This is a genomic window from Janthinobacterium sp. 35 (genome assembly GCF_002754575.1).
Lineage (GTDB): Bacteria > Pseudomonadota > Gammaproteobacteria > Burkholderiales > Burkholderiaceae_D > Janthinobacterium > Janthinobacterium tructae.
The window spans coordinates 5,878,707-5,900,854 of sequence record NZ_PEFN01000001.1 but is presented as its reverse complement, the minus strand read 5'-3'; the positions used below and the strand labels follow the sequence as shown (position 1 = coordinate 5,900,854).

General features: G+C 63.1%; 13 protein-coding genes. 10 read left to right on the top strand and 3 right to left on the bottom strand.

Annotated features, from left to right (window positions below; translation table 11 throughout):
- Positions 1-37: 37 nt before the first annotated feature.
- The 6 genes from CLU93_RS26185 (at position 38) to CLU93_RS26160 (ending at position 13,180) form a co-directional block, all read left to right on the top strand.
- Complete coding sequence (locus tag CLU93_RS26185; protein WP_099764005.1) at positions 38-3,388, top strand: TIM-barrel domain-containing protein; 3,351 nt, start codon at positions 38-40, stop codon at positions 3,386-3,388.
- Between the two features lie 108 nt (positions 3,389-3,496).
- Positions 3,497-6,442 (top strand): TonB-dependent receptor plug domain-containing protein, encoded by a 2,946-nt coding sequence (locus tag CLU93_RS26180; RefSeq protein WP_099764004.1) that lies wholly within the window; start codon positions 3,497-3,499, stop codon positions 6,440-6,442.
- Between the two features lie 494 nt (positions 6,443-6,936).
- Positions 6,937-9,984, top strand: a complete 3,048-nt coding sequence (locus tag CLU93_RS26175) for a TonB-dependent receptor (protein WP_099764003.1) — start codon at positions 6,937-6,939, stop codon at positions 9,982-9,984.
- A gap of 66 nt (positions 9,985-10,050) precedes the next feature.
- Positions 10,051-11,442, top strand: a complete 1,392-nt coding sequence (locus CLU93_RS26170) for a Gfo/Idh/MocA family protein (RefSeq protein WP_207781002.1) — start codon at positions 10,051-10,053, stop codon at positions 11,440-11,442.
- Between the two features lie 105 nt (positions 11,443-11,547).
- The gene (locus tag CLU93_RS26165; protein WP_099764002.1) at positions 11,548-12,780 is read left to right on the top strand and encodes a DUF3472 domain-containing protein; all 1,233 of its coding nucleotides are present in this window, start codon (positions 11,548-11,550) and stop codon (positions 12,778-12,780) included.
- A 91-nt stretch (positions 12,781-12,871) separates the two neighbouring features.
- Positions 12,872-13,180, top strand: coding sequence for a sigma factor (locus CLU93_RS26160; RefSeq protein ID WP_099764001.1), 309 nt, complete (start codon positions 12,872-12,874; stop codon positions 13,178-13,180).
- Here the strand turns inward: CLU93_RS26160 and CLU93_RS26155 are convergent.
- Positions 13,135-13,512: a SirB2 family protein gene (locus CLU93_RS26155; protein ID WP_099764000.1), complete on the bottom strand. Its 378-nt coding sequence runs from the start codon at positions 13,510-13,512 to the stop codon at positions 13,135-13,137. The two genes, CLU93_RS26160 and CLU93_RS26155, sit on opposite strands and share 46 nt — an antisense overlap.
- Positions 13,513-13,599: 87 nt before the next feature.
- Positions 13,600-14,046 carry a GNAT family N-acetyltransferase gene (locus tag CLU93_RS26150; RefSeq protein ID WP_099763999.1) on the bottom strand — a complete coding sequence of 149 codons (447 nt, stop codon included), beginning with the start codon at positions 14,044-14,046 and terminating at the stop codon, positions 13,600-13,602.
- A gap of 283 nt (positions 14,047-14,329) precedes the next feature.
- On the opposite strand from CLU93_RS26150, the gene CLU93_RS26145 reads away from it, so the two are divergent.
- The 3 genes from CLU93_RS26145 to CLU93_RS26135 are packed head-to-tail and all read left to right on the top strand — an operon-like array spanning position 14,330 to position 17,705.
- A complete protein-coding gene (locus tag CLU93_RS26145; protein WP_099763998.1) occupies positions 14,330-15,574 on the top strand; it encodes an MFS transporter in 1,245 nt (414 codons plus the stop codon).
- On the top strand, positions 15,571-16,956 hold the full coding sequence (locus CLU93_RS26140) for a NarK family nitrate/nitrite MFS transporter (protein ID WP_099763997.1): 1,386 nt from the start codon (positions 15,571-15,573) through the stop codon (positions 16,954-16,956). Before CLU93_RS26145 ends, CLU93_RS26140 begins: the two co-directional genes overlap by 4 nt.
- 56 nt (positions 16,957-17,012) lie before the next feature.
- The gene (locus CLU93_RS26135) at positions 17,013-17,705 is read left to right on the top strand and encodes a carbonic anhydrase (RefSeq protein WP_099763996.1); all 693 of its coding nucleotides are present in this window, start codon (positions 17,013-17,015) and stop codon (positions 17,703-17,705) included.
- Between the two features lie 129 nt (positions 17,706-17,834).
- Here CLU93_RS26135 and CLU93_RS26130 read toward each other — a convergent pair whose 3' ends face one another.
- Positions 17,835-18,206, bottom strand: coding sequence for a ribonucleotide reductase subunit alpha (locus CLU93_RS26130; RefSeq protein ID WP_099763995.1), 372 nt, complete (start codon positions 18,204-18,206; stop codon positions 17,835-17,837).
- Positions 18,207-18,449: 243 nt separating this feature from the next.
- On the opposite strand from CLU93_RS26130, the gene CLU93_RS26125 reads away from it, so the two are divergent.
- Positions 18,450-22,148: a nitrate reductase subunit alpha gene (locus tag CLU93_RS26125; protein ID WP_099763994.1), complete on the top strand. Its 3,699-nt coding sequence runs from the start codon at positions 18,450-18,452 to the stop codon at positions 22,146-22,148.

Below are 22,148 nucleotides of genomic sequence, written 5' to 3'. Positions count from 1 at the left end.
AGTATTTCCATCACTTCGATTTTCTGAAAGCCGCCAGATGAAACCTCTCCCGCTTCCCCGCCGCGCCCTTGTCGCCTGTGTCCTCGCCGCCCTCGCCACCTTGGCTGCGCCCGGTGTGCAGGCCGCGCCTGTCGGCAATCTGACCAGCTTGAGTGCCGTGCATGCGGCCGACGTGGCCAAGGGCGAGGCACTGGGCTGGGATCTGCGCAGCGACACGGGCATGCAGTTGCGTGTCAGCCTGCCGCAGGCGGACGTGCTGCGCATTCAGGCGGGCGGCAAGGGGGGCTTGACGGGGCCGGGCGACAAGGCCGCGCCCATCGTCGTGGGACAGCCGGCCGCGCAGGTGGCGTATCAGATCCATGAACAGCCCGAGCATATCCTGATCACTACCGAAGCCCTGAGCCTGCGTATCGACCGCAAGCCCTTGCGCTTTACCCTGTACCGCAAGGGCGACACGGTGCCGCTGTGGCGCGAAGTGCAGCCGCTGTCGCTCGATGACAAGCAGGGCGTGCAAGTGCTATCGAGCCTGCCGGGCGAGCGTTACTTCGGCGGCGGCCAGCAAAATGGCCGCTTCGAATTCAAGGGCAAGCAAGTGCCCGTGTCGTATTCGGGCGGCTGGGAAGAGGGCGACCGGCCGAACCCCGCGCCATTTTTGATGAGTTCACGCGGATGGGGCATGCTGCGCAATACCTGGTCCGACGGGCACTACGATTTGCGCGACAAGGAGCAGATCTCGCTGCAGCATGCGGAAGGCCGCTTCGACGCCTATTTCTTTGTCGGCAAGGACTTGCGCGACGTCGTCGCCCGCTACACGGACTTGACGGGCCGCGCGCGCATGCTGCCCCGCTGGGCGCTGGAATACGGCGACGCCGATTGCTACAACGATGGCGACAATGTAAAAAAGCCCGGTTCCGTGCCGAAGGGCTGGACGGATGGCCCGACGGGCAAGACGCCCGACGTGGTGGAGACGGTGGCGCGCCAGTATCGCGAACACGACATGCCGGGCGGCTGGATTTTACCCAACGACGGCTATGGCTGCGGCTACACGAATTTGCCGGAAACGGTGAAGGGCCTGGCCGGCTATGGCTTCCGCACGGGCCTGTGGACGGAAAACGGCGTCGACAAGATCGCCTGGGAAGTGGGCCAGGCGGGCAGCCGCGTGCAAAAGCTGGACGTGGCGTGGACGGGCAAGGGCTATCAGTTCGCCATGGACGCGAACAAGTCGGCCTACGACGGCATCCTGAACAACTCCGATAGCCGCCCGTTCCTGTGGACGGTGATGGGCTGGGCCGGCATCCAGCGCTACGCCGTGGCGTGGACGGGCGACCAGAGCGCCAGCTGGGATTACATCCGCTGGCATATCCCGACCCTGATCGGCTCGGGCCTGTCCGGCCAGGCGTATGCGTCCGGCGACGTCGACGCCATCTTCGGCGGCAGCCCGGAAACCTATCTGCGCGACCTGCAGTGGAAAAGCTTTACGCCAGTTTTGATGGGCATGTCCGGCTGGGCCGCGGCCGAGCGCAAGCACCCATGGTGGTTCGAGCAGCCGTACCGCGACATCAACCGCCGCTATCTGAAGCTCAAGATGCGTTTGACGCCATATATGTATACGCTGGTGCGCGAAGCGGAGCAATCGGGCGCGCCGCTGGTGCGCGGCCTGATGTGGGATTACCCGCAAGACCCGGCCGCCTACACGGAAGCCTATAAATACCAATTCCTGCTGGGGCGCGACGTGCTGGTGGCGCCCGTCTACCGCAGCCAGGCCGTCAGCGGCGGCTGGCGCAAGGGCATCCACCTGCCACAGGGTACGTGGTACGACTACTGGGATGGCCGCCAGGCCACGGCCGACGCCAAGGGGCGCGACCTCGATATGCAGGTGACGCTCGACAAGCTGCCCGTGTTCGTGCGCGCCGGCGCCATCCTGCCCATGTATCCTGAAATGCTGTACGACGGCCAGAAGCCGAAGGATCAGCTGACCCTCGATATCTACCCGCACGGCGAGTCCGACTACACCCTGTATGAAGACGACGGCAACACGCGCCAGTACCAGGGCGGCGCCTTCAGCCAGCAAGTCATCCGCATGCGCCAGACGGGCGGCGATGCGCAGGTCGATATCGGCGCCGTCGATGGCCAGTACCAGGGCCAGGAAGCGCGCCGCGGCTATGCGCTGCGCATGCTGGCCGGCCAGGCGCCGGCTGCCGTGCGCGCCGGCGAACGGCTGATCGCGGCAGCGGGCGAACGCGCCGCCTACGACATGGCGGTCGAAGGCTGGTATTTCGACGCGGCCGACCGGCAAGGCACCCTGCACGTGAAAGTGGAGGCGCAGGACATCCGCCAGCCTTTGCTGCTGCGGGTCGCCGGTGCGCTGGCCGTGGCCAGAATCGACGCCGACTTCCCCGCCGCCCCCGTGCCGGGCCGCGCCTTGCCGGCCGACGCCATGCAGGTGGTGGCGCGTCCTGCGGAGGAAAGCGGCTATCCGCTGGAAAACGCCTTCGATGGCAAGCCGGAGACGTGGTTCCGCACCGTGCGCAGCCCGTCCGTGAAAAGCGGTCCGCACGAATGGGTGATCGGTTTTACGGAACGCCGCCTGGTCGATGGCATCGAACTGGCGCCGCGCAACGACCAGCACTGGAAGCATGGCCAGGTGCGCGACTATGAAATCTATATCGGCGACAACAACGGCGAATGGGGCGCGGCGCTTGCGCGCGGCACGCTCAAACTGGAACAGGGTGCGCAGACGATCAACTTCCCCGCTACGGCCGGGCGCTTGCTGCGCTTCCGCGTCATGAGCACGCAAAATCCGGAAGGCGATGGCGCCGCGTCCACCGACCCGATGGTGACGGCGGCGCAAAGTGCGCAGGTGGCGCGCGCGTACGACGCGGCGCTGGCCACCGACGTGGCGCCCGTCACCTTGTCCGAATTTCGCGTGCTCGAGCACCGCGTGGCCGAAGGCGAGGAGGTGCAGCGCTATCTGTCGGACCTGGTGCTGCCGAAGAATATCGGACGCGACCGGCCGGCCGGCAAGGCGGTCGAGATGCGCATGAACGGGCTGTGGTTCCGCAAGGGCCTCGGCGTGGGACCGGCCAGCCGCATCGACTTGCAGCTGGCCGGCAACTGGAATCTGCTGCGCGCCGACCTGGGCGTGGACGATAGCTGCCGCAGCGCGGGCGGCTTGCAATTCCAGGTCTGGAGCGGTGAGCGGCTGCTGTATGACAGCGGCCTGGTCACGGCTCCCGGGGTGGTCAAACCCGAAATCGACGTGCGCGGCCTGAGCCAGCTCAGTTTGCGCACCCTGGGTGCGCGCGGCGCCCACCCGGCCCAGGTCTGCGGTAACTGGGCCAACGCCGTGCTGACCGGCACGGAAGGCGCGACAGTCAAGCCGCGCTAAGCAATCAATCATTTCACTAAAAAAGAGCCCCTCTTCGGACCGGGGAGGGGCTCTTGCAAGCCGACGAAAACAAATCACTGATAACCACTGATAATAAGGGAGATGGGAATGCACTTGAAAAAACTGATGGCCGCCATGGTGGCGGTAGGGTTGGCGTCGACAGCGCTGGCAGCGGAGGAGGAAAAACTGCAGCGTGTCGAAGTGACGGGGTCCAGCCTGAAGCGGATCAACGCAGAAACGGCGTCGCCGGTACAGGTGATCAACGCCAAGCAGATCGAAAACATGGGCGCGCTCACCTTGCTGCAAGTGCTCGACAACCTGCCTGCCGCCCGCCCGGCGCAGCAGGATTTCCGCTCGATGTTCACGGGGTCCGATGGCGGTTCGCAAGCGAACTTGCGCGGCCTGGGCGCGCAGGGCACCCTGGTGCTCTTGAATGGCCGCCGCCTGTCCTTCTACGGCGCGCCAGCCGGTTTCCAGACCATGTTCGTCAATATCGATGCGATTCCCGCCGCCGCCATCGAACGCATGGAAATTTTGACGGACGGCGCCTCGGCCGTATATGGCTCCGATGCCGTGGCCGGCGTCATCAACGTGATCACCAAAAAATCGTATCAAGGCCTGGAAGCGCGCGCCAATGGCGAGTTTTCGCCCAGCGTGAAAGCCTATGGCGAGCGCCAGGCCAGCGTGCTGTATGGTCTGGGCGACCTGGCCAGCGACGGCTACAACATCTATGGTTCCGTGAACGTTTACCAGCGCGACCGCATCGCCCTGGCCGACACCTGGCAGAAGCGCCCCGCGTATTTTTATGCGAACAATCCGAATTTCATCCCGAACATGCGCGTGGGCGTCGGCAGTGAGCCGGGCGTGATGAACCCGGGGACCTTCTTTGTCTTCGACAAGGCGAAGAACAATGCGCGCACCCAGCGCGCCGCGCCCGGCTGCAACACCAGCATCACCGAGGCGTCGGGTAGTCGCTGCGTGTGGAATGCGCTGCCCAACCAGCTCGACACGGGTCCTACCTCGGAGCGGGCCACGGCTTACCTGAGCGGCCGGCTGAAACTGGGTGGCGACATGGAAGCGTTCGCGGAAGGCGCTTTCACCCACATCAAGATGCGCGGCGAGAATGGCCCGTCCAGCTTCAACAGCGGCAGCACGAACAACTGGTTCGCACGCAATACGGGCAATACCCTGAACACGTTTGCCACGCCTTTCCTGAGTCCCAACAACGTCTACCTGAAGGGCAAGCTCGATGCCGACATGCAGGCCAAGATGGGCGGCGCGGCCGGCTTGAATTACCTGCTGCAGGATGCACAAGGCCACTTCGGCCAGAAAAATGTCGATGAAAACTACCGCGCGCTCGTCGGCCTGCGCGGCAGCATCGGCGGTGGCTGGGATTTTGAAACGGCGCTCAGCGTGGCGGGCAGCCATTCCACCCTGTTCCAGACGGCGAACATCAACATCAAGGGCTTCGAGCAGGCGTTTGGCCCGTTCACGAAAGACCCCGTCAGCGGCCGCACGTATATCTCGGACAATCCCGCCTACAAGTTCGGCGAAATCAGTGACGCCAACGCGGCGCTCCTGCGTGCCGCCTACCCGACCTTCGCCATCGAATCCTGGACCAAGCTGATGACCTGGGACGCGAAGGTCGAAGGTACCCTGTTCAAGCTGGGCGAACGCGAAGTGCGCGCCGCCGTGGGCACCAACATCATGCGCGAGAGCTTTCTCACGCCCGGCAACGCCGATGCCGCGAATGGCCTGATCACGCAGCAGGGCGGTTCCTGGTTTGATGGCAAGCGCACCATCGCCGCCGTGTTTGGCGAAGTGGTGGTGCCGCTTTCCGACACCCTGGAAGTCAATGCGGCCGCGCGCCTGGACAAATATCCGCATTTCGCCGCCAACCTGGCGCCCAAGCTGGGCGTGATCTGGCGCGCGCGGCCCGACCTGATGCTGCGCGGGACGTATTCGGAAGGCTTCCGCGCGCCCAACCTGGCCGAATCGGGCACGGGCGGCGTCTTTGCGCAGGTGGGCGGCATCCGCGACACGGTGCGCTGCGATGAAACGAATGCCATGGCGCGTGCCTTGCTAAAGTCAAAGGTGGCGACGGATGCGGACCTGGGCAAGAGCCTGCTCAATTCAAATTGCTCGACGACGGTGGGCGGCCTGACGCCGCCGAACCAGAACCTGCGTCCGGAAAAGGCCAAGATTTCCACCGTGGGCCTGGTGCTGCAGCCGGCCAAGGACGTGAGCATTTCCATCGATTACTGGTTCATCAACCGTCGCGACGAAATCGTGCGCCAGGACTTCAACGAGCTGTTTACGGAACTGGTGGACAAGCACGGTCCGACCCTGGCCGGCACGCCTAACGCCATCCGCAACGACCTGACCGATACGGACCGGGCCAACGTGGCGGCGGTGGCGGCCATGTGCGCCAATCCCGCCAATGCTGGCGTGTGCGCGGGCGGCGTGCCGCGCTACTCGGTGGGCAACCTGGGCGGCTTGATCAACTCGTATTCGAACCGCGGCCGCACCCTGATGGACGGCGTGGACATCGATGCGCGCACGCGCTTTGCGCTTGGTGACTGGGGCAAGCTGAGCACCGGCATCGCCGCTACCATCCGCAAGCGCGATACCCATGACAGCGAAGACGGCAGCGACATCAAGGGCAATACCGTCGGCTACTACGATTCGCCGCGCTACCGCGCCACCGTGAATGCCGACTGGAGCTACCGCAACTTCGTCAGCAGCGTGTTCGTCAACTACTCGGGCAAGACGCGCTGGGCGTATGGTCCCTGGGACAAGGACAACACGCCGGAGAACTGCACCGCCGCCTCGGTATCGCTGCCGGCCGGCCAGTGCAAGGGTGCGCCGTCGTACACCACGGTGAACCTGGCCTTCAGCTGGAAGCCTGTCAAGAACCTGGACGTGGGCCTGAACGTGAAAAACGCGTTCAACAAGCGGCCGTACTACGACCCGAATGGCTGGGAAGGCTACAACCATAGCCAGGACCTGTTCGGCCGCCAGTTTGCGCTCTCGGCCAGCTACAAGTTCTTTTAATACGTGACCTTGCCCCGGCCCGCCTGTGCGGGCCGGGGTATTGCCATGGAAAAGAAAAGACAATATTCCGAAATATGTAATACGAAAGATAAACGTAAGTGAAAGCAGATCATCAGGCCTGCTTTCGCGTTTTTCTCGCCGGATTTTTGGGCCGTTTCACCATTCCCGCTCACCTCCCTGCCGACGTGTGTATCTGTCACACCACGATAACGAAAGTCATATGTCGCGTCAGTCATTAATGCGAAAGATAAATCGCGTTTATTCACGCGGTTGAGCGATAAATTTGCGTTATAACTTTCTTTTTGTTGACGATACTTATTTTTCTTTTTAAAGTAATCCCAAGAAAACGAAAATCAGCCGATACGGACTGATTTCCCGGAAGGTGCGGCTGTCTGGCGCTGCCTTCCGACGACCACCATAAAAATGGCGCCCCCCCGACTCCGCCCCGGAGCGGGGAGGGCGCGCATAACCCTCGATATAGACGGAGACACAGCATGCATACCACCCGACTCAAATTGCGCGACATCAGCCGCGCCGCCGCGATCGTGATCGCACTGGCGGCCGGCGTGCCAGGCCAGGCCTGGGCACAGTCGAACGCCACCAGTACCATTTTCGGTGAAGTGAGCGCACCGGCCGGCGCCACCGTGGTGCTGGAAAACCTGGCGACGGGCGTGCGGCGCAGCCTGACGCCCGATACGTCGGGCCGCTATGTGGCCAACTCCATGCCGCCAGGCCGCTATGCGGTGCGCGTGCTGCGTGCCGGTTCGGTGGAAGCGTCGCAGGAAGTCGAAGCCCTGATCGGCGCCGGTGCGGAAGCGAACTTCGGTCCGGCCAGCGTGGCCGGTTCAGTGGGCCAGGAGCAAACCGTCGTGGTGAAAGCGTCGCGCAACACGATCGATGTGTCGAACACGAACAATGGCGTGATCTTCACGGCCAAGGAATTGAAAGCGCTGCCGGTCGGGAATGATGTGGCTTCCATCGTGCAGCTGACGCCGGGCGTGGCGCGCGGCACCAACAGCGTGTATGGCAATGCGCCGTCGATCGGCGGCTCGGGCCAGTCGGAAAACGCGTTCTACGTCAATGGCTTCCCCATCACCAACCTCCTGACACAGGTGGGCGCGTCGGAGCTGCCGTTTGGCGCGATCTCCAACCTGCAGGTGCTGTCGGGCGGCTATGGTTCGGAATTTGGCCGCTCCACTGGCGGCGTGATCAACATCACTACCAAGAGCGGCGGCAACAAGGTCGAATTCGGCGGCAAGGTCTCCATCATCCCCCGTTCGCTGAAGGGCACAACGGAAAACCGGTATTACCCGAACACGGGCGCCAATCCGAAGACCGATGGCACCTTGAAGTACTGGAATCGCGATAACGGCAGCACCAGCAAGGTCGTCGGCTTGTACGGCAGCGGGCCGCTGATCCAGAACAAGCTGTTCGCCTTCGTGGCGCTGGAACAGACGCGCACGGACGGCGGCGCCGTCGCCGGTGCGCGCGACGACCTGGTGGACAAGGTGTTGCCGAACGGCTGGCGCGAAAGCAAGAGCAAGGTTGACCGCATGATGGCCAAGCTGGACTACAACCTGACGGACGACCATCACTTTGAATATACCAAGCTGTATGACCGCACGACAACGGATAGCCAGAGCTATGGCTTCGACTATGCCACCTTGAAACGCAACAACGTGCCTGGCGGCGGCAGCGAGACCACCATCAACTGCTGCGGCTCGTCGGCTGCGCCGGGCGCGAATGTCGACATCTTCAAGTACACGGGCTACCTGACGGATAACCTGACGGTGACGGCCATGATGGGGCAGTCGCGCACTTCGCACCGCCGTACCCCGGATGGCTACAATCCGCTGCTGGCGCAAACGTCGTCGAATGAATCGACCCAGGTGCCTGGCCTGACGTACACCAATCCGCAAACGGTGACGGGGACCCTGGTCGATCCGTCGTCGGAAGACCGCCAGAAAGCCAAGCGCCTGGACCTCGAATACAAGCTGGGCAAGCACTCGCTGCGCGGCGGCATCGACCGCATCGACGTGGAATCGAAGGTGGGCCTGAGCCTGGCCGGCGGCTACCGCTGGAACTACCAGCGGGCCCCGAATCCGAATCTGCCGATCAACGGCGCGTTTGAAACGCCGTACCAGGGCGAAGGCTACGGCAAGCAGGGCTATTACGTCAGCAAGGAACTGAACGCCAACCTGGCGCGTCCGACCAGCGTGCAATCGGCGCAGTACATCCAGGATCACTATCAGGTCACGGAGCGGGTACTGCTGGACCTGGGCCTGCGCCGCGAACAGTTCACCAACTACAGCAGCGATGGCGTGGCCTTCATTTCGCAGCGCAACATGATCGCCCCGCGCCTGGGCGCCACCTGGGATTACCTGGGCGACGGCAGCCTGAAATTCTTCGCCAACGGCGGCCGCTACCACCTGCCGGTGCCATCGAATTTGTCGAGCAACATGGCCAGCCCCTTCCTGGCCACCAGCGAGATGTTCACCTACACGGGCGTCGATCCCGTCACGGGCGCGCCGACGGGCCTGCATGCGATCAGCAAGCCGTATTCGGCCAACAATGCGTATGGCCAGAGCCGCGATGCGCGCGAAGTGACGGCCGTTGGCCTGAAACCGCTGTCGCAGGATGAATTCTCGCTGGGCTTCGAACGCGCCCTGAGCAAGAAGCTGGTGGTGGGCGCCAGCGTCCTGTACCGCAAGCTGAACGACACCAACGACGACAGCTGCGACGCGCGTCCGCTGCAAGCCTGGGCCACGCGCAACAGCGTCGATACGGCTAACTGGAGCGGCTTCCAGTGCGCCATCATCAATCCGGGCCGCGACAACAGCCTGATGGTGGACTTTGACGATGGCAAGGGCCTGCGCCGCGTGGATATATCGGCGGCAGAGTGGGGCAACCCGCTGCCATCGCGCACCTACCGCGCCTTGAACATGTTCGTCGAGCACCCGTACACGAACGGCTGGTACGGCAAGCTGACCTACACCTTGTCCGGCCTGAAGGGCAATATGGAAGGCCAGACGGACAGCATCGGCGGCGGCGACGTGGGCCTGACGGTCAGCGACGACCACAAGGAACTGATGTACAACGCGTATGGCTATCTGCCAGGCGACCACCGCCACGCTTTCAAGGCCTACGGCTTCATACAGGTCATCCCGGACGTGATGGTGGGCGCCAACCTGTCGCTGATCTCGGGTGCGCCGCGCAACTGCATCGGCGCGTTGCCCGATAATCTGAAGTTCGAGGGCAATTACGGCGATTCCTACTTCTATTGCAACGGCAAGCCGGCGCCGCGCGGCAGCCAGGGCCGCCTGCCATGGCAAGCCCAGCTGGACATGAATGTGGCCTATACTCCCAGCGCCGTCAAAGGCCTGAGCCTGAAAGTGGACGTGTTCAACGTCTTCAACAGCCAGACCGTCACCCGCTATACCGAAACGCGCGAAGACCATGGCGCCATCTCCCGCAATTACCTGCAGGTCGATGGACGCACGGCGCCGCGTTCCGTGCGCTTTACGGCTGAATATACCTATTAAACTGCAGCCGGCCTGCCGCGCGGCGGGCCGGTGACGATCCTTACCAACGGAAGCGAGAAGAGACCAATGACGACACAAATCAATCGACGCAATTTCCTGTCCGCCAGCGCAGCGCTGGCCGGTGGTGCCATGGCCGGCAGCGCCTTGCTGCCTGGCGCGGCCAACGCCGCAACGGCCACCGGCCGCGACAAGGTTCGCCTGGGCCTGATCGGCACGGGCATGCGCGGCCAGGTGCTGCTGGCCGAACTGGTGCGCCGCGATGACGTGGAAGTGGTCGCGCTGTGCGATATCGAACCCATCATGCTGAAACACGCGCTGGGCCAGGTGGCGAAAGCCGGCAAGCCGCGTCCGCGCACGTATGGCGAAGACCGCGACCAGAAAGCCTACCAGCGCATGCTGGACGCGGGCGGCCTCGATGGCGTGATCATCGCCACGCCGTGGGAATTCCACGCGCCCATGGCGATCGCCGCGATGCAGGCGAAGATCGCAGTCGGTTGCGAAGTGGTGGCCGGCATTACCCTGCAAGACCACTGGGATGTGCTCAATACCCAGCTGAAGACGGGTACGCCATACATGTTGCTGGAAAACGTATGCTACCGCCGCGACGTGATGGCTGCGCTGCAGATGGTGCGCGCAGGCCTGTTCGGCGAACTGCTGCACCTGCAGGGCGGCTACCAGCATGACCTGCGCGCCGTCAAATTCAACAGCGGCAATCCGGCCAAGCCGTATGGCGGCGGCGTGGAATTCGGCGAAAAGGGCTGGTCGGAAGCCCATTGGCGCACGCAGCACTCGGTCGAGCGCAATGGCGAACTGTATCCAAGCCACGGCATCGGCCCGTGCGCCATGTACACGAACATCAACCGCGGCAACCGTTTTACGCGCATCAACGCCTTCGCCACCAAGGCGCGCGGCTTGCACGACTACATCGTCAAGCAGCCGGGCGGCGCGCAGCATGCGAACGCCAAGGTGAAATTCAAGCTGGGCGACGTGGTCACCACCACGCTGGCGTGCGAGAACGGCGAAACCATCATCCTGCAGCACGATACGAGCCTGCCGCGCCCGTATTCGCTGGGGTTCCGCGTGCAAGGCACGGACGGCCTGTGGATGGACTTGAATAATTCGATTCATATCGAAGGCGTCAGCAAGCCGCACCAGTGGGACGATTTCAAGGCTTACCAGGACAAGTATGAGCATCCGCTCTGGCGCAAGTACGCGGCGCAAGCCGAAGGCGCGGGCCACGGCGGCATGGACTTCTTCGTCATCCACGCTTTTGTCGAAGCCCTCAAGGCCAATGCGCCGATGCCGATCGATATTTACGACGCCGTGACGTGGAGCGCCATCACGCCGTTGTCCGAGCAATCGATTGCCGCCAACTTCCAGACCCTGGACTTCCCCGACTTCACGGGCGGCCAGTGGAAAGCGCGCAAGCCGATCTTCGCCCTCGACGGCAAGTACTAAGCCTTCACAACCCGCTACCGCGCCTGCCGCCGTAGCGGGTTTTTTCCATCCCAGGAGACGTTGATGAAACACACAAGTTCATTGCTCTATGCAGTCCTTCCCGCCATGCCTTTACTGGTCACCTGCGCGGCCGCCTGCTTGGCCGCGCCCATGGCGTGCGCGACGCCCGCCAGCGTGGAACTGGCCGGCAATGCCTTCATCACCAGTGCAGACAAGGGCGCCGTCATCGGCGAGCATGGGCTGACCGGCTGGAGCAATCCCGCTACCGTCGCCAGCACGTATTTCCGCGTGGCGGAAGCAGGTCCCGTCCAGGTGGCGCTGGACGCCAGCCTGGCCGATGGCGGCAACAGCACCGTCCGCGTGAAGATCAACGGCACGCCGTTCGACGTCAAACTGGCCGGCAAGGCGCGCAAGACCTACTCCGTCGGTACGGTCAATGTGCCGGCGGCCGGCTATGTGAAGGTGGACTTGCAGGGATTGACGCGCGCCAAGGCCACCTTCGGCGACGTTTCGGCATTGAAGGTGACGGCAAGTGCCACGCTGAACTATGCCAACGACCCGGCCAATTACTACTGGTCGCGGCGCGGGCCGTCCGTGCACATGGGCTATACGGTGCCGGCCAATACCGAGTATTTTTATAACGAGATGACGATACCCGTCGGCCAGGACACCATCGGTTCCTACTTCATGGCCAACGGCTTCGGCCAGGGCTACATGGGCATCCAGGTGAAGTCGCCCGCCGAGCGCTGGATCCTGTTTTCCGTGTGGGACGCCGAGAATGGCGCCAAGACCACCCTGGTCAGCAAGGGCGAGGGCGTCATCGACAATGCATTTGGCGGCGAGGGCACAGGTGGGCAAACCTACCTTTCATATAATTGGGCAGCCGGCACCACGTACCGCTTCATTACGCGCGCGCGGCCCGACGGCAAGGGCGGCAGCGATTATTCGGCCTGGTTCTTCGCGCCCGAGACGGGCAAGTGGCGCTATATCGCCACCTGGAAGCGGCCGGCGATTTCCACGTATCTGACGCGCGTGCATTCCTTCCTCGAGAACTTCATCGATACCCTGGGCCACACGGAGCGCCGCGTCCAGTTCGGCAACCAGTGGGCAAGGAATGCATCGGGCACCTGGTCGGAAGTGACGGCAGGGCGCTACACGGGCGACGCCACGGCCACCAACGCGCAGCGCATGGATTACGCGGGCGGCCTGGAAAACGGCAAGTTCTATCTGCGTAACGGTGGCTTCTTCGCCGAGTACGTGAAAACCGGCCAGAATTTCACGCGCCCGGCCACGGGGCAGGCGCCGGCAGTCGATGTGACGGCCTTGCCGATGCAGTAGGCGCTGGTCCTCAGCCCGGCTGCTTGCGCCGCAGTACCGCCTGGATATAGAATGCGAATCATTATTATTTGCGAACCAGGGAGGTTGCGACGTGTCGGCTGCCCAACCCGGCGTCCACCAGGAGGTGGGTAGCCTGTATTACGAACACCATCGGTGGCTGCAAGGCTGGCTCAGGCACAAGTTGGGTAACGCCTTTGACGCGGCCGACGTGGCGCACGACACTTTCATGCGCCTGCTCAATCGCGACGAGGCCATCGCCGCGCGCGAGCCGCGGGCCTTCCTGACGACGGTGGCCAAGGGCGTGCTCAGCACTCTGTACTACCGGCGCGACCCTGCGCTACATCTTCTGATGCATCAGAGCGGCCAGGCCTGTTTGGTGACGGCCACGGCGACGATGTAACCGAAGACCAGCACGGCGAGCGCGAAGGCGGCGCCGCGCACGGCCGGCGTCTTGCCCCGTTTTAGCGCGATGGTGCCCAGCACGATGTAGGCCAGCAGCGCGCACAGCTTGGCGGCCAGCCAGGGCTGGCTGCCCGGCGACTGGCCGCTCCACACGGCCAGGGCGATGGCGCTGGCCAGCAGGGCCGTGTCGATCAGGTGCGGCAGGATTTTTACCCAGCGCTGCTGCAAGGCGGGCGAGGCGCGCAGCATCCAGGCGCCGCGCAAGAGGAAAAGACAGCCGCTGGCGGCGGCGCAAGCCATGTGGAAGTGCTTGAGGCTCAGATAATCCATGCGTGATGTGATGGGCGTTGATTGACGATGGCGCCAGCATAGCCGCCTTTGGCGTCCTGCGCCATACGCCGTCGGGAGGACGCGCAATCAGCGGCACCATTTCATGTACACCAGCTCCGGGTCGCCCTCGTCGAGATGGTCGATCTGGCCGCTGCGCACGAAGCCCGCGCTGGCGAACAGCCGTTGCGCGGCGCCGTTGGACTGGTTCGTCGAGGTGAACAGCTTCTCAGTCTGGCACGCGGCTTCGGCGGCGGCCAGCAGGCGCAAGCCCACGCCGCGCCGCTGCTGGCCGGGAGCGACCACCACCAGCGAGACGAAGCCGTAGCCGAAGAAGTCGTCGTGCGTGAGCACATAGCCAGCCACCTGCCCATTGCCGATGGCCACCTGGCAGTGCCCTTTGCCGACGGCGGCGCGCACGGCATCGCCACGCTCCGGGTGCGCCTGCGCATATTCGTCGCAGGCCAGCATGGCTGCCACATCGCCATGCCCGGCCATGCGGGTGACGATTTCATCTGCTTCCGTTCTGTTCTCCATGCCGCTCCCTGTTGTGCCGGTGCCGAGTGTGCCAAAAATACCTGCGTTTGTAAAACGCCCGCCATCCAGCCTAGGTTCACACTGCGTCATCTAGTCACTTTTGCCGATACGGCTATCCAGATTGCCTTTCCAGAATCACCCTGTGGCCGATAGTGCCTTTCGCCTCTGCCACGTAAGCTGGTCGGGACGGCTGGCCAGACGGCCAGTGCATTCATGGAGAAACATCGTGGCTACCCTAGATGGCACTAAGAACAACAGTAGTAACAAGGCAGTCGAACCCGGCATGCGGCGCAAGCAGTTTTCCGTGTTGGTCAGCAGTACCTTCGCATTTACCATCTGCTTTGCAGTCTGGATGATGTTTGCCGTACTGGGCATCCCCATCAAGACCAGCCTGGGCTTGACGGAAACGCAATTCGGCCTGCTGGCCGCCATGCCCGTGCTGACGGGCTCCCTCGTGCGCGTGCCCTTGGGCATCTGGACCGACAAATACGGCGGACGCCGCGTCTTCTTTTGGCTGATGCTGGCCAGCGTGGTGCCGATCTACCTGATTTCCTACGCCACCGCCTACTGGCACTTCCTCGTGCTGGGCATGTTCGTGGGCCTGGCGGGCGGCTCGTTTTCCGTCGGCACGCCGTATGTGGCGCGCTGGTATGAAAAAGAGCGCCGCGGCCTGGCGATGGGCATCTTCGGCGCTGGTAACTCCGGTTCCGCGCTGACCAAGTTCGTCGCGCCGGGCATCGTCGCCGCCTTCGGCTGGCAAATGCTGCCGAAGGTGTATGCGGTGGCCATGCTGGCCACGGCCATCATCTTCTGGCTGTTTTCGTACACGGACAAATCGCACCTGGCGCCATCGGGCGAAAGTTTTTCGGCGCAGATGAAGGTGCTGAAAGACCCCCGCGTGTGGCGCTACTGCCAGTACTACTCGGTGGTGTTTGGCGGCTATGTGGCGCTGGCGCTGTGGATGACGAAGTACTACGTGGCCGAATACGGTTTTGATTTGAAGCACGCTGCGCTGCTGGCGGCCTGCTTCTCGCTGCCGGGCGGCGTGCTGCGTGCGTTTGGCGGCTGGATCTCGGACAAATACGGTGCGGCGAAAGTGACGTGGGCCGTGATGTGGGTGTGCTGGGTGTGCTTCTTCCTGCTGTCGTATCCGCAAACGCAGATGGTGATCGAGACCGTCACGGGGCCGCTGGCCATCCATATCGGCCTGTCGCCGCTGTGGTTCACCGCGCTGCTGTTTATCGTCGGCATCGCCATGGCCGTGGGCAAGGCGTCCGTCTTCAAGTTTATCGGCGATGATTTTTCCGACAACATCGGCGCCGTTTCGGGCGTGGTGGGCCTGGCCGGCGGTCTCGGTGGCTTCATCCTGCCCGTGATGTTCGGCGCCCTGGTGGACTTCACCGGCGTGCGTTCGAGCGCCTTCATGCTGTTGTACGGCACCGTCTGCGTTTCCCTCGTCTGGATGTATTTCTCGTTCAAGCCGCTGCGTGCGGCACCAACTACTCAACCTGCAGGAGTTAAAGCATGAGCCGCTATATGATCAATACCTGGGAGCCGGAAAGCCCCAGCTTCTGGCAAAACACGGGCAAGTCCACGGCCGCGCGCAATCTGTGGATCTCGATTCCCGCGCTGCTGCTGGCGTTCGCCGTGTGGATGGTGTGGAGCGTGGTGGTGGTCAACCTGCCCAACATCGGTTTCACCTACAGTAACAACCAGCTGTTCTGGCTGACGGCCTTGCCGGGCCTGTCCGGCGCCACCTTGCGCATCTTTTATTCGTTCATGGTGCCGATTTTCGGCGGCCGCCGCTGGACGGCCATTTCCACCGGCTCGCTGCTGATTCCCGCCATCGGCATCGGCCTGGCCGTGCAGGATGTGAATACGGGCTATCCGACCATGCTGATTCTGGCCCTGCTGTGCGGCTTCGGCGGCGGCAATTTCGCCTCGTCGATGGCCAACATCAGCTTTTTCTATCCGAAGGCGAGCAAGGGCTTCGCGCTGGGCATGAATGCGGGCCTGGGCAATCTGGGCGTGTCGGTGGTGCAGTTCGTCGTGCCGCTGGTGATCACGTTTGCCGTCTTCGGCGCCTGGGGCGGCGATTCGCTGACCTGGGTCAAGAATGGCGTGAGCAAGGACATGTGGCTGCAAAACGCGGGCTTCATCTGGGTGCCGTTCATCGCGCTGTCGACCTTGCTGGCCTGGTTCGGCATGAATGACCTGGCCTCGGCCAAGGCTTCGTTTTCCGAGCAGGCCGTGATCTTCAAGCGCAAGCACAACTGGCTCATGTGCTGGCTGTACACAGGCACGTTCGGCTCCTTCATCGGTTATTCGGCCGCGTTTCCGCTGTTAATCAAGATCCAGTTCCCTGACGTCAACCCGCTCGATTACGCCTTCCTCGGCCCTCTGGTCGGTGCACTGGCGCGCGTGGCCGGCGGCGTGATTTCCGATAAGTTGGGCGGCGCCCGCGTTACCCTGTGGTCCTTCCTGCTGATGATAGGCGCCGTGCTGGGCGTGCTGTACTTCATGCCGCAAGCCGGTGCAGGCGGCAGCTTCAGTGGCTTCTTCTGGATGTTCATGCTGCTGTTCGCCGGTACGGGCATCGGCAATGCGTCGACCTTCCGCATGATCCCCGTGATCTTTTTGACGGAGCACCAGCGCGCGGCCGCCGGCAAGGGCAAGGCGGCGCAGGAGCAAGCCATCGTCGACGCCAACAAGGAAGGCGCGGCAGTCCTGGGCTTCACGTCGGCCGTGGCGGCCTACGGCGCCTTCTTCATCCCGAAAAGCTATGGCACCTCGATTGCGCTGACGGGCAGCCCCGACGCGGCCCTGTGGTGCTTCATCGGCTTTTATGTCAGCTGCATCGCGATCACCTGGTGGTGCTATGCGCGCAAGAATGCGCCGATGCCTTGCTAAAGTTGGAATGTCTGGCAAGTCGTTCTTGCCAGACGTTGAAGAAATGAGAGTATGTCATGGAAGAACTGGAAAAATTCGTCAACGGCTTCAGCCTGTTTCAGCAGCAGTACTTCAGCGAGCCGCAGACCTTGTACGACAGCCTGCGCGACGGGCAGCGTCCCACGACCTTGCTGATCGGCTGCTGCGATTCGCGCGTCGACCCGATGCTGCTGACGGGCAGCGACCCGGGTGATATGTTTGTCGTGCGCAATATCGCCAACCTGGTGCCGCCGTGCACGCCCGACGCGCCGCCCGGCGTCAGTTCGGCCATCGAGTTTGCCGTCTGCAAGCTCGAAGTGGCCAGGGTTATCGTGCTCGGTCATGCGCGCTGCGGCGGCATTCGCGCGCTACTGGAACCGCAGCCGCGCGCGGAAGGGCAGGAAACGGACTTCGTGGGACAGTGGATGCGCATCGCCGAACCGGTGGCGCAGCGCGTGCGGCGCGAGCTGGCGCACCGCTCGTCGGAAGAACAGCACCATGCGTGCGAGCTGGCCAGCATATTGCAGTCGCTTGACAACCTGCTGACCTATCCCTGGCTGAAGCGCCGGGTGGAGCAGGGGGTGTTGAAACTGCATGGCTGGTATTTCGATATCGACAGCGGCGCCCTGATGGCGTATTCGGCGCGCCAGCAGCAGTTTTTGCCCTTGGTCTGTCCGATAGAAAGGGCGCGCCATTTGCATGAGCGCCCGTGGCCGGATGCGGGCAGGTAATCCGAAACGTGCCGCCAACAATGTGTCGGATTACGCTACGCAAATCCGACCTACGTCGCTGTTGCCTCATCAGGTAGGTCGGATTAGGCGGGGCCGCCGAGGCCGCAGGGCGTAATCCGACAAGTTCCCTCAGCTAAAACGCAATAAATCCCCGCTGCGGTCAAACGCCAGCAGGCCGTCGATGCGGCCTTGCTCGATGGCCGTCACCATGGCGCGCAGGGGCGCCTCGCATTCCTGTGCGGCGGGCGGCTGGCCGTCCTGGCCCGCCAGTCCCGCCACGAAGACCACGTCCCAGTGCGTCTGCATCTGTTTCGACTCCTCCATCAATGTCTCGAAGCTGCCCAGTTCATCGGGCAGCTTGTCGGCGCACATCACGGGCGTGAGGGACTTGCCCTGGCCGCCAGGCTGGGCTTGTGCCTGGGTAAAGGTGAACAGCAGGCGTTGCGGCTGCTCCTGGTCGTGGGCGCTGCGCAGCAGGCTGGCGTAATCGGTAATCGACATGGTGCTCTTTCTCTGTGTTGAACGATGACGACAGGTATACCGCAGCACGCTCGCCGCGCCCATAGGCAATAGTGACTATCCGGGTGACTACGCATCTATGCATTCCTGGTGCGCGAAACCGACTTCTTGCCAATACCGCCGGGCAGGGCACATCGATAGACTGTTTGTATCGACGCTTGAGCCATCCTGCTTGCAGCGTTTTTATGACCTGGCGCCGTTCCTGCGGCGCAATGTGGAGGTAGCATGAGTCACTTTCTGGACCGTCTTAAATTTTTTAGCAAGCCTGCCGAGCCGTTCTCGAACGGCCATGGCACCGTGGTCGATGAAGACCGCACCTGGGAAAACGCCTATCGCCAGCGCTGGCAGCACGACAAGATCGTGCGTTCCACGCATGGCGTGAACTGCACCGGCTCTTGCAGCTGGAAGGTGTATGTCAAGAATGGCCTGATCACCTGGGAAACCCAGCAAACCGATTACCCGCGCACGCGGCCCGACCTGCCCAACCACGAACCGCGCGGCTGCCCGCGCGGCGCCAGCTATTCCTGGTACGTGTATTCGGCCCAGCGCGTGAAGTACCCGATGGTGCGCGGCCGCCTGATGGAAATGTGGCGCGAAGCGCGCAAGACCATGGATCCCGTCACCGCCTGGGACTGGATCAGCCAGGACCCCGTGCGCTCGCAGCAGTACAAATCCATCCGTGGCCTGGGCGGCTTCGTGCGCGCCACGTGGGACGAATCGAATGAAATCATCGCCGCCGCGAATGCGCTGACGATCAAGAAATACGGCCCGGACCGCATCGTCGGCTTTTCGCCGATTCCCGCCATGTCCATGGTCAGCTATGCCTCCGGCACGCGCTACCTGTCGCTGATTGGCGGCGTGGCCCTGAGCTTTTATGACTGGTACTGCGACTTGCCACCGGCCAGCCCGCAAGTGTGGGGCGAACAGACGGACGTGCCGGAATCGGCCGACTGGTACAACTCGACCTATCTGATGGTGTGGGGCTCGAACGTGCCGATGACGCGCACGCCGGACGCCCACTTCTACACGGAAGTGCGCTACAAGGGCACGAAAACCGTGGCCATCTCGCCCGATTACGGCGAAATGGTGAAGTTCGGCGACATCTGGCTGGCGCCGAAGCAGGGCACCGATGCCGCGCTGGCGCTGGCCATGGGTCACGTCATCCTGAAGGAATTCCACTCGGAAGGCCAGTCCGACTACTTCCGCGAATATGCGCGCCAGTACACGGACTTCCCCATGCTGGTGCTGCTCAAGGAGCATAACGGCACCCTGGTGCCCGACTACTTCCTGCGCGCTTCGCATCTGGACAACAACCTCGACGAAACGAATAACCCGGAATGGAAAACCCTGGTCATCGACGAAACCACGGGTGCGATTACCGCGCCGGCCGGCTCGATCGGCTTCCGCTGGGGTGAGTCGGGCAAGTGGAACCTGGAACAGAAGGCCGGCGGCAGCGGCGTGCCCATCGTGCCGATGCTGTCCATGATCAACGACAGCGACGCCGTCACGGAAGTGGGTTTCGCCTACTTCGGCGGCAAGGATGCGTCCGATATGCTGCTGCGCAAGGTGCCGGTGAAAACCATCCGCCTGGCCGACGGCACGACCGCCCTGGTCACCACCGTGTTCGACCTGACCCTGGCCAATTACGGCATCGACCGTGGCCTGGGTGGCGAAAACGTGGCGGAAAGCTATGACGACGACGTGCCGTACACCCCCGCGTGGCAGGAAAAGCACACGGGCGTGAAGCGCGCCGACGTCATCACCGTGGCGCGCCAGTTCGCGCAAAACGCGGACCAGACACGCGGCAAGAGCATGGTCATCGTGGGCGCCGGCCTGAATCACTGGTACCACATGGACATGACGTATCGCGGCATCATCAACATGCTGATGATGTGCGGCTGTATCGGTCAGTCCGGTGGCGGCTGGGCGCATTACGTGGGCCAGGAAAAACTGCGTCCGCAAACGGGCTGGACGCCTTTGGCCTTCGCCCAGGACTGGGTACGGCCGATGCGTCAGATGAACGGCACCTCGTTCTTCTATGCGCATACCAGCCAATGGCGCCACGAAAAGCTGGAAACGGGCGACATCGCCTCGCCATCGGCGGCCGGCGGTACGGGCGACCTGACCCTGCTCGACTACAACGCCAAGGCTGAACGCATGGGCTGGCTGCCATCGGCGCCGCAGCTGCAAACCAATCCGCTGGAAGTGGCCAAGGCCGCCAAGGCGGCGGGGCAGGCACCGGCCGCATATGCGCTCGACCAGATCAAGGCCGGCCAGCTGCAGTTTTCGTGCGACGACCCGGACAATCCGGCCAACTTCCCGCGCAATATGTTTGTCTGGCGCTCGAACATCCTGGGCAGCTCGGGCAAGGGCCACGAATACTTCCTGAAATACCTGCTGGGCACGCAGAATGGCTTGCTCAGCGACGAAGATGACTGCATCACGCCGAAACAGGTGAAAGTGCGTCCCGCCGCCGAAGGCAAGCTCGATCTGCTGGTGGTGCTGGACTTCCGCATGTCGACCACCTGTCTGTATGGCGACGTGGTGCTGCCGACGGCCACCTGGTATGAAAAAGACGATCTGAACACCTCGGACATGCACCCGTTCATCCACCCGCTGTCGGAAGCCGTGCAACCGCTGTGGCAATCGAAGTCGGATTGGGAGATCTACAAGGGGCTGGCCGAAAAATTCTCGGAAATCGGCGGCGAGCTGCTGGGCACCCAGCAAGACATCATCCTCACGCCGCTGATGCACGATACGCCCGGTGAACTGGGTCAGCCTTTCGATCCGAAGGACTGGCGCGCCGGCGAATGCGACGCCATTCCAGGCAAGACCATGCCGAACATGACGGTGGTCGAGCGCAATTACCGCGACGTGTACAAGAAGTTCACCTCGATCGGGCCACTGCTGGAAAGCATCGGCAATGGCGGCAAGGGCATTTCCTGGAAAACGGGCCATGAAGTCGAGATCCTGCGCGGCATCAATCGCACGGTGCTCGATGAAGGCGTGTCGAAGGGCCAGCCGCGCCTGGACACGGCCATCGACGCGGCGGAGATGATCCTGACGCTGGCACCGGAAACGAATGGCCACGTGGCCGTCAAGGCCTGGGCCGCGCTCTCAAGCATCACGGGACGCGAGCACACGCACCTGGCCAAGCCGCGCGAGCATGACAGCATCCGCTTCCGCGACGTGCAGGCGCAGCCGCGCAAGATCATTTCCTCGCCCACCTGGTCGGGCCTGGAAAGCGAAGAAGTCAGCTACACGGCCGGCTATACGAATGTGCATGAAATGATCCCTTGGCGCACCCTGACGGGCCGCCAGCAGTTTTACCAGGATCACCTGTGGATGCGCGACTTCGGTGAAGGCCTGTGCGTGTACAAGCCGGCGATCAACACCAAGACGACGGAAGCGCTGCTGGGCACCAGGCCGAACGGCAACAAGGAACTGGCGCTGAACTTCCTGACGCCGCACCAGAAGTGGGGCATCCACTCCACGTATTCGGACAACCTGCGCATGCTGACCCTGTCGCGCGGCGGACCGCACGTGTGGCTGTCGGAGACCGACGCGCAAGCTGCCGGCATCGTCGACAACGACTGGATTGAAGTCTTCAACGTGAACGGCAGCCTGACGGCGCGTGCCGTCGTCAGCCAGCGCATCCCGGCCGGCATGACGATGATGTACCACGCGCAGGAAAAGATCATCAACGTGCCTGGCGCGGAGATGACGGGCAAGCGGGGCGGCATCCATAACTCGGTGACGCGCGCCGTGCCCAAGCCGACGCACATGATCGGCGGCTATGCGCAACTGGCGTACGGCTTCAATTACTACGGCACGGTGGGCTCCAACCGCGATGAATTCGTATTGGTGCGCAAGATGAACAAGGTTGACTGGCTCGAAGGCCCGTTGCAGGAAGAAGGAGCATAG

Excerpts from the sequence above, each read along its gene's own strand:
- CLU93_RS26135 (WP_099763996.1), top strand. The coding sequence starts at position 17,013 with ATGGAAGAACTGGAAAAATTCGTCAACGGCTTCAGCCTGTTTCAGCAG.
- CLU93_RS26185 (WP_099764005.1), top strand. The coding sequence starts at position 38 with ATGAAACCTCTCCCGCTTCCCCGCCGCGCCCTTGTCGCCTGTGTCCTC.
- CLU93_RS26180 (WP_099764004.1), top strand. The coding sequence starts at position 3,497 with ATGCACTTGAAAAAACTGATGGCCGCCATGGTGGCGGTAGGGTTGGCG.
- CLU93_RS26150 (WP_099763999.1), bottom strand. The coding sequence starts at position 14,046 with ATGGAGAACAGAACGGAAGCAGATGAAATCGTCACCCGCATGGCCGGG.
- CLU93_RS26175 (WP_099764003.1), top strand. The coding sequence starts at position 6,937 with ATGCATACCACCCGACTCAAATTGCGCGACATCAGCCGCGCCGCCGCG.
- CLU93_RS26140 (WP_099763997.1), top strand. The coding sequence starts at position 15,571 with ATGAGCCGCTATATGATCAATACCTGGGAGCCGGAAAGCCCCAGCTTC.
- CLU93_RS26165 (WP_099764002.1), top strand. The coding sequence starts at position 11,548 with ATGCCTTTACTGGTCACCTGCGCGGCCGCCTGCTTGGCCGCGCCCATG.
- CLU93_RS26155 (WP_099764000.1), bottom strand. The coding sequence starts at position 13,512 with ATGGATTATCTGAGCCTCAAGCACTTCCACATGGCTTGCGCCGCCGCC.
- CLU93_RS26170 (WP_207781002.1), top strand. The coding sequence starts at position 10,051 with ATGACGACACAAATCAATCGACGCAATTTCCTGTCCGCCAGCGCAGCG.
- CLU93_RS26125 (WP_099763994.1), top strand. The coding sequence starts at position 18,450 with ATGAGTCACTTTCTGGACCGTCTTAAATTTTTTAGCAAGCCTGCCGAG.
- CLU93_RS26130 (WP_099763995.1), bottom strand. The coding sequence starts at position 18,206 with ATGTCGATTACCGATTACGCCAGCCTGCTGCGCAGCGCCCACGACCAG.
- CLU93_RS26145 (WP_099763998.1), top strand. The coding sequence starts at position 14,330 with ATGCGGCGCAAGCAGTTTTCCGTGTTGGTCAGCAGTACCTTCGCATTT.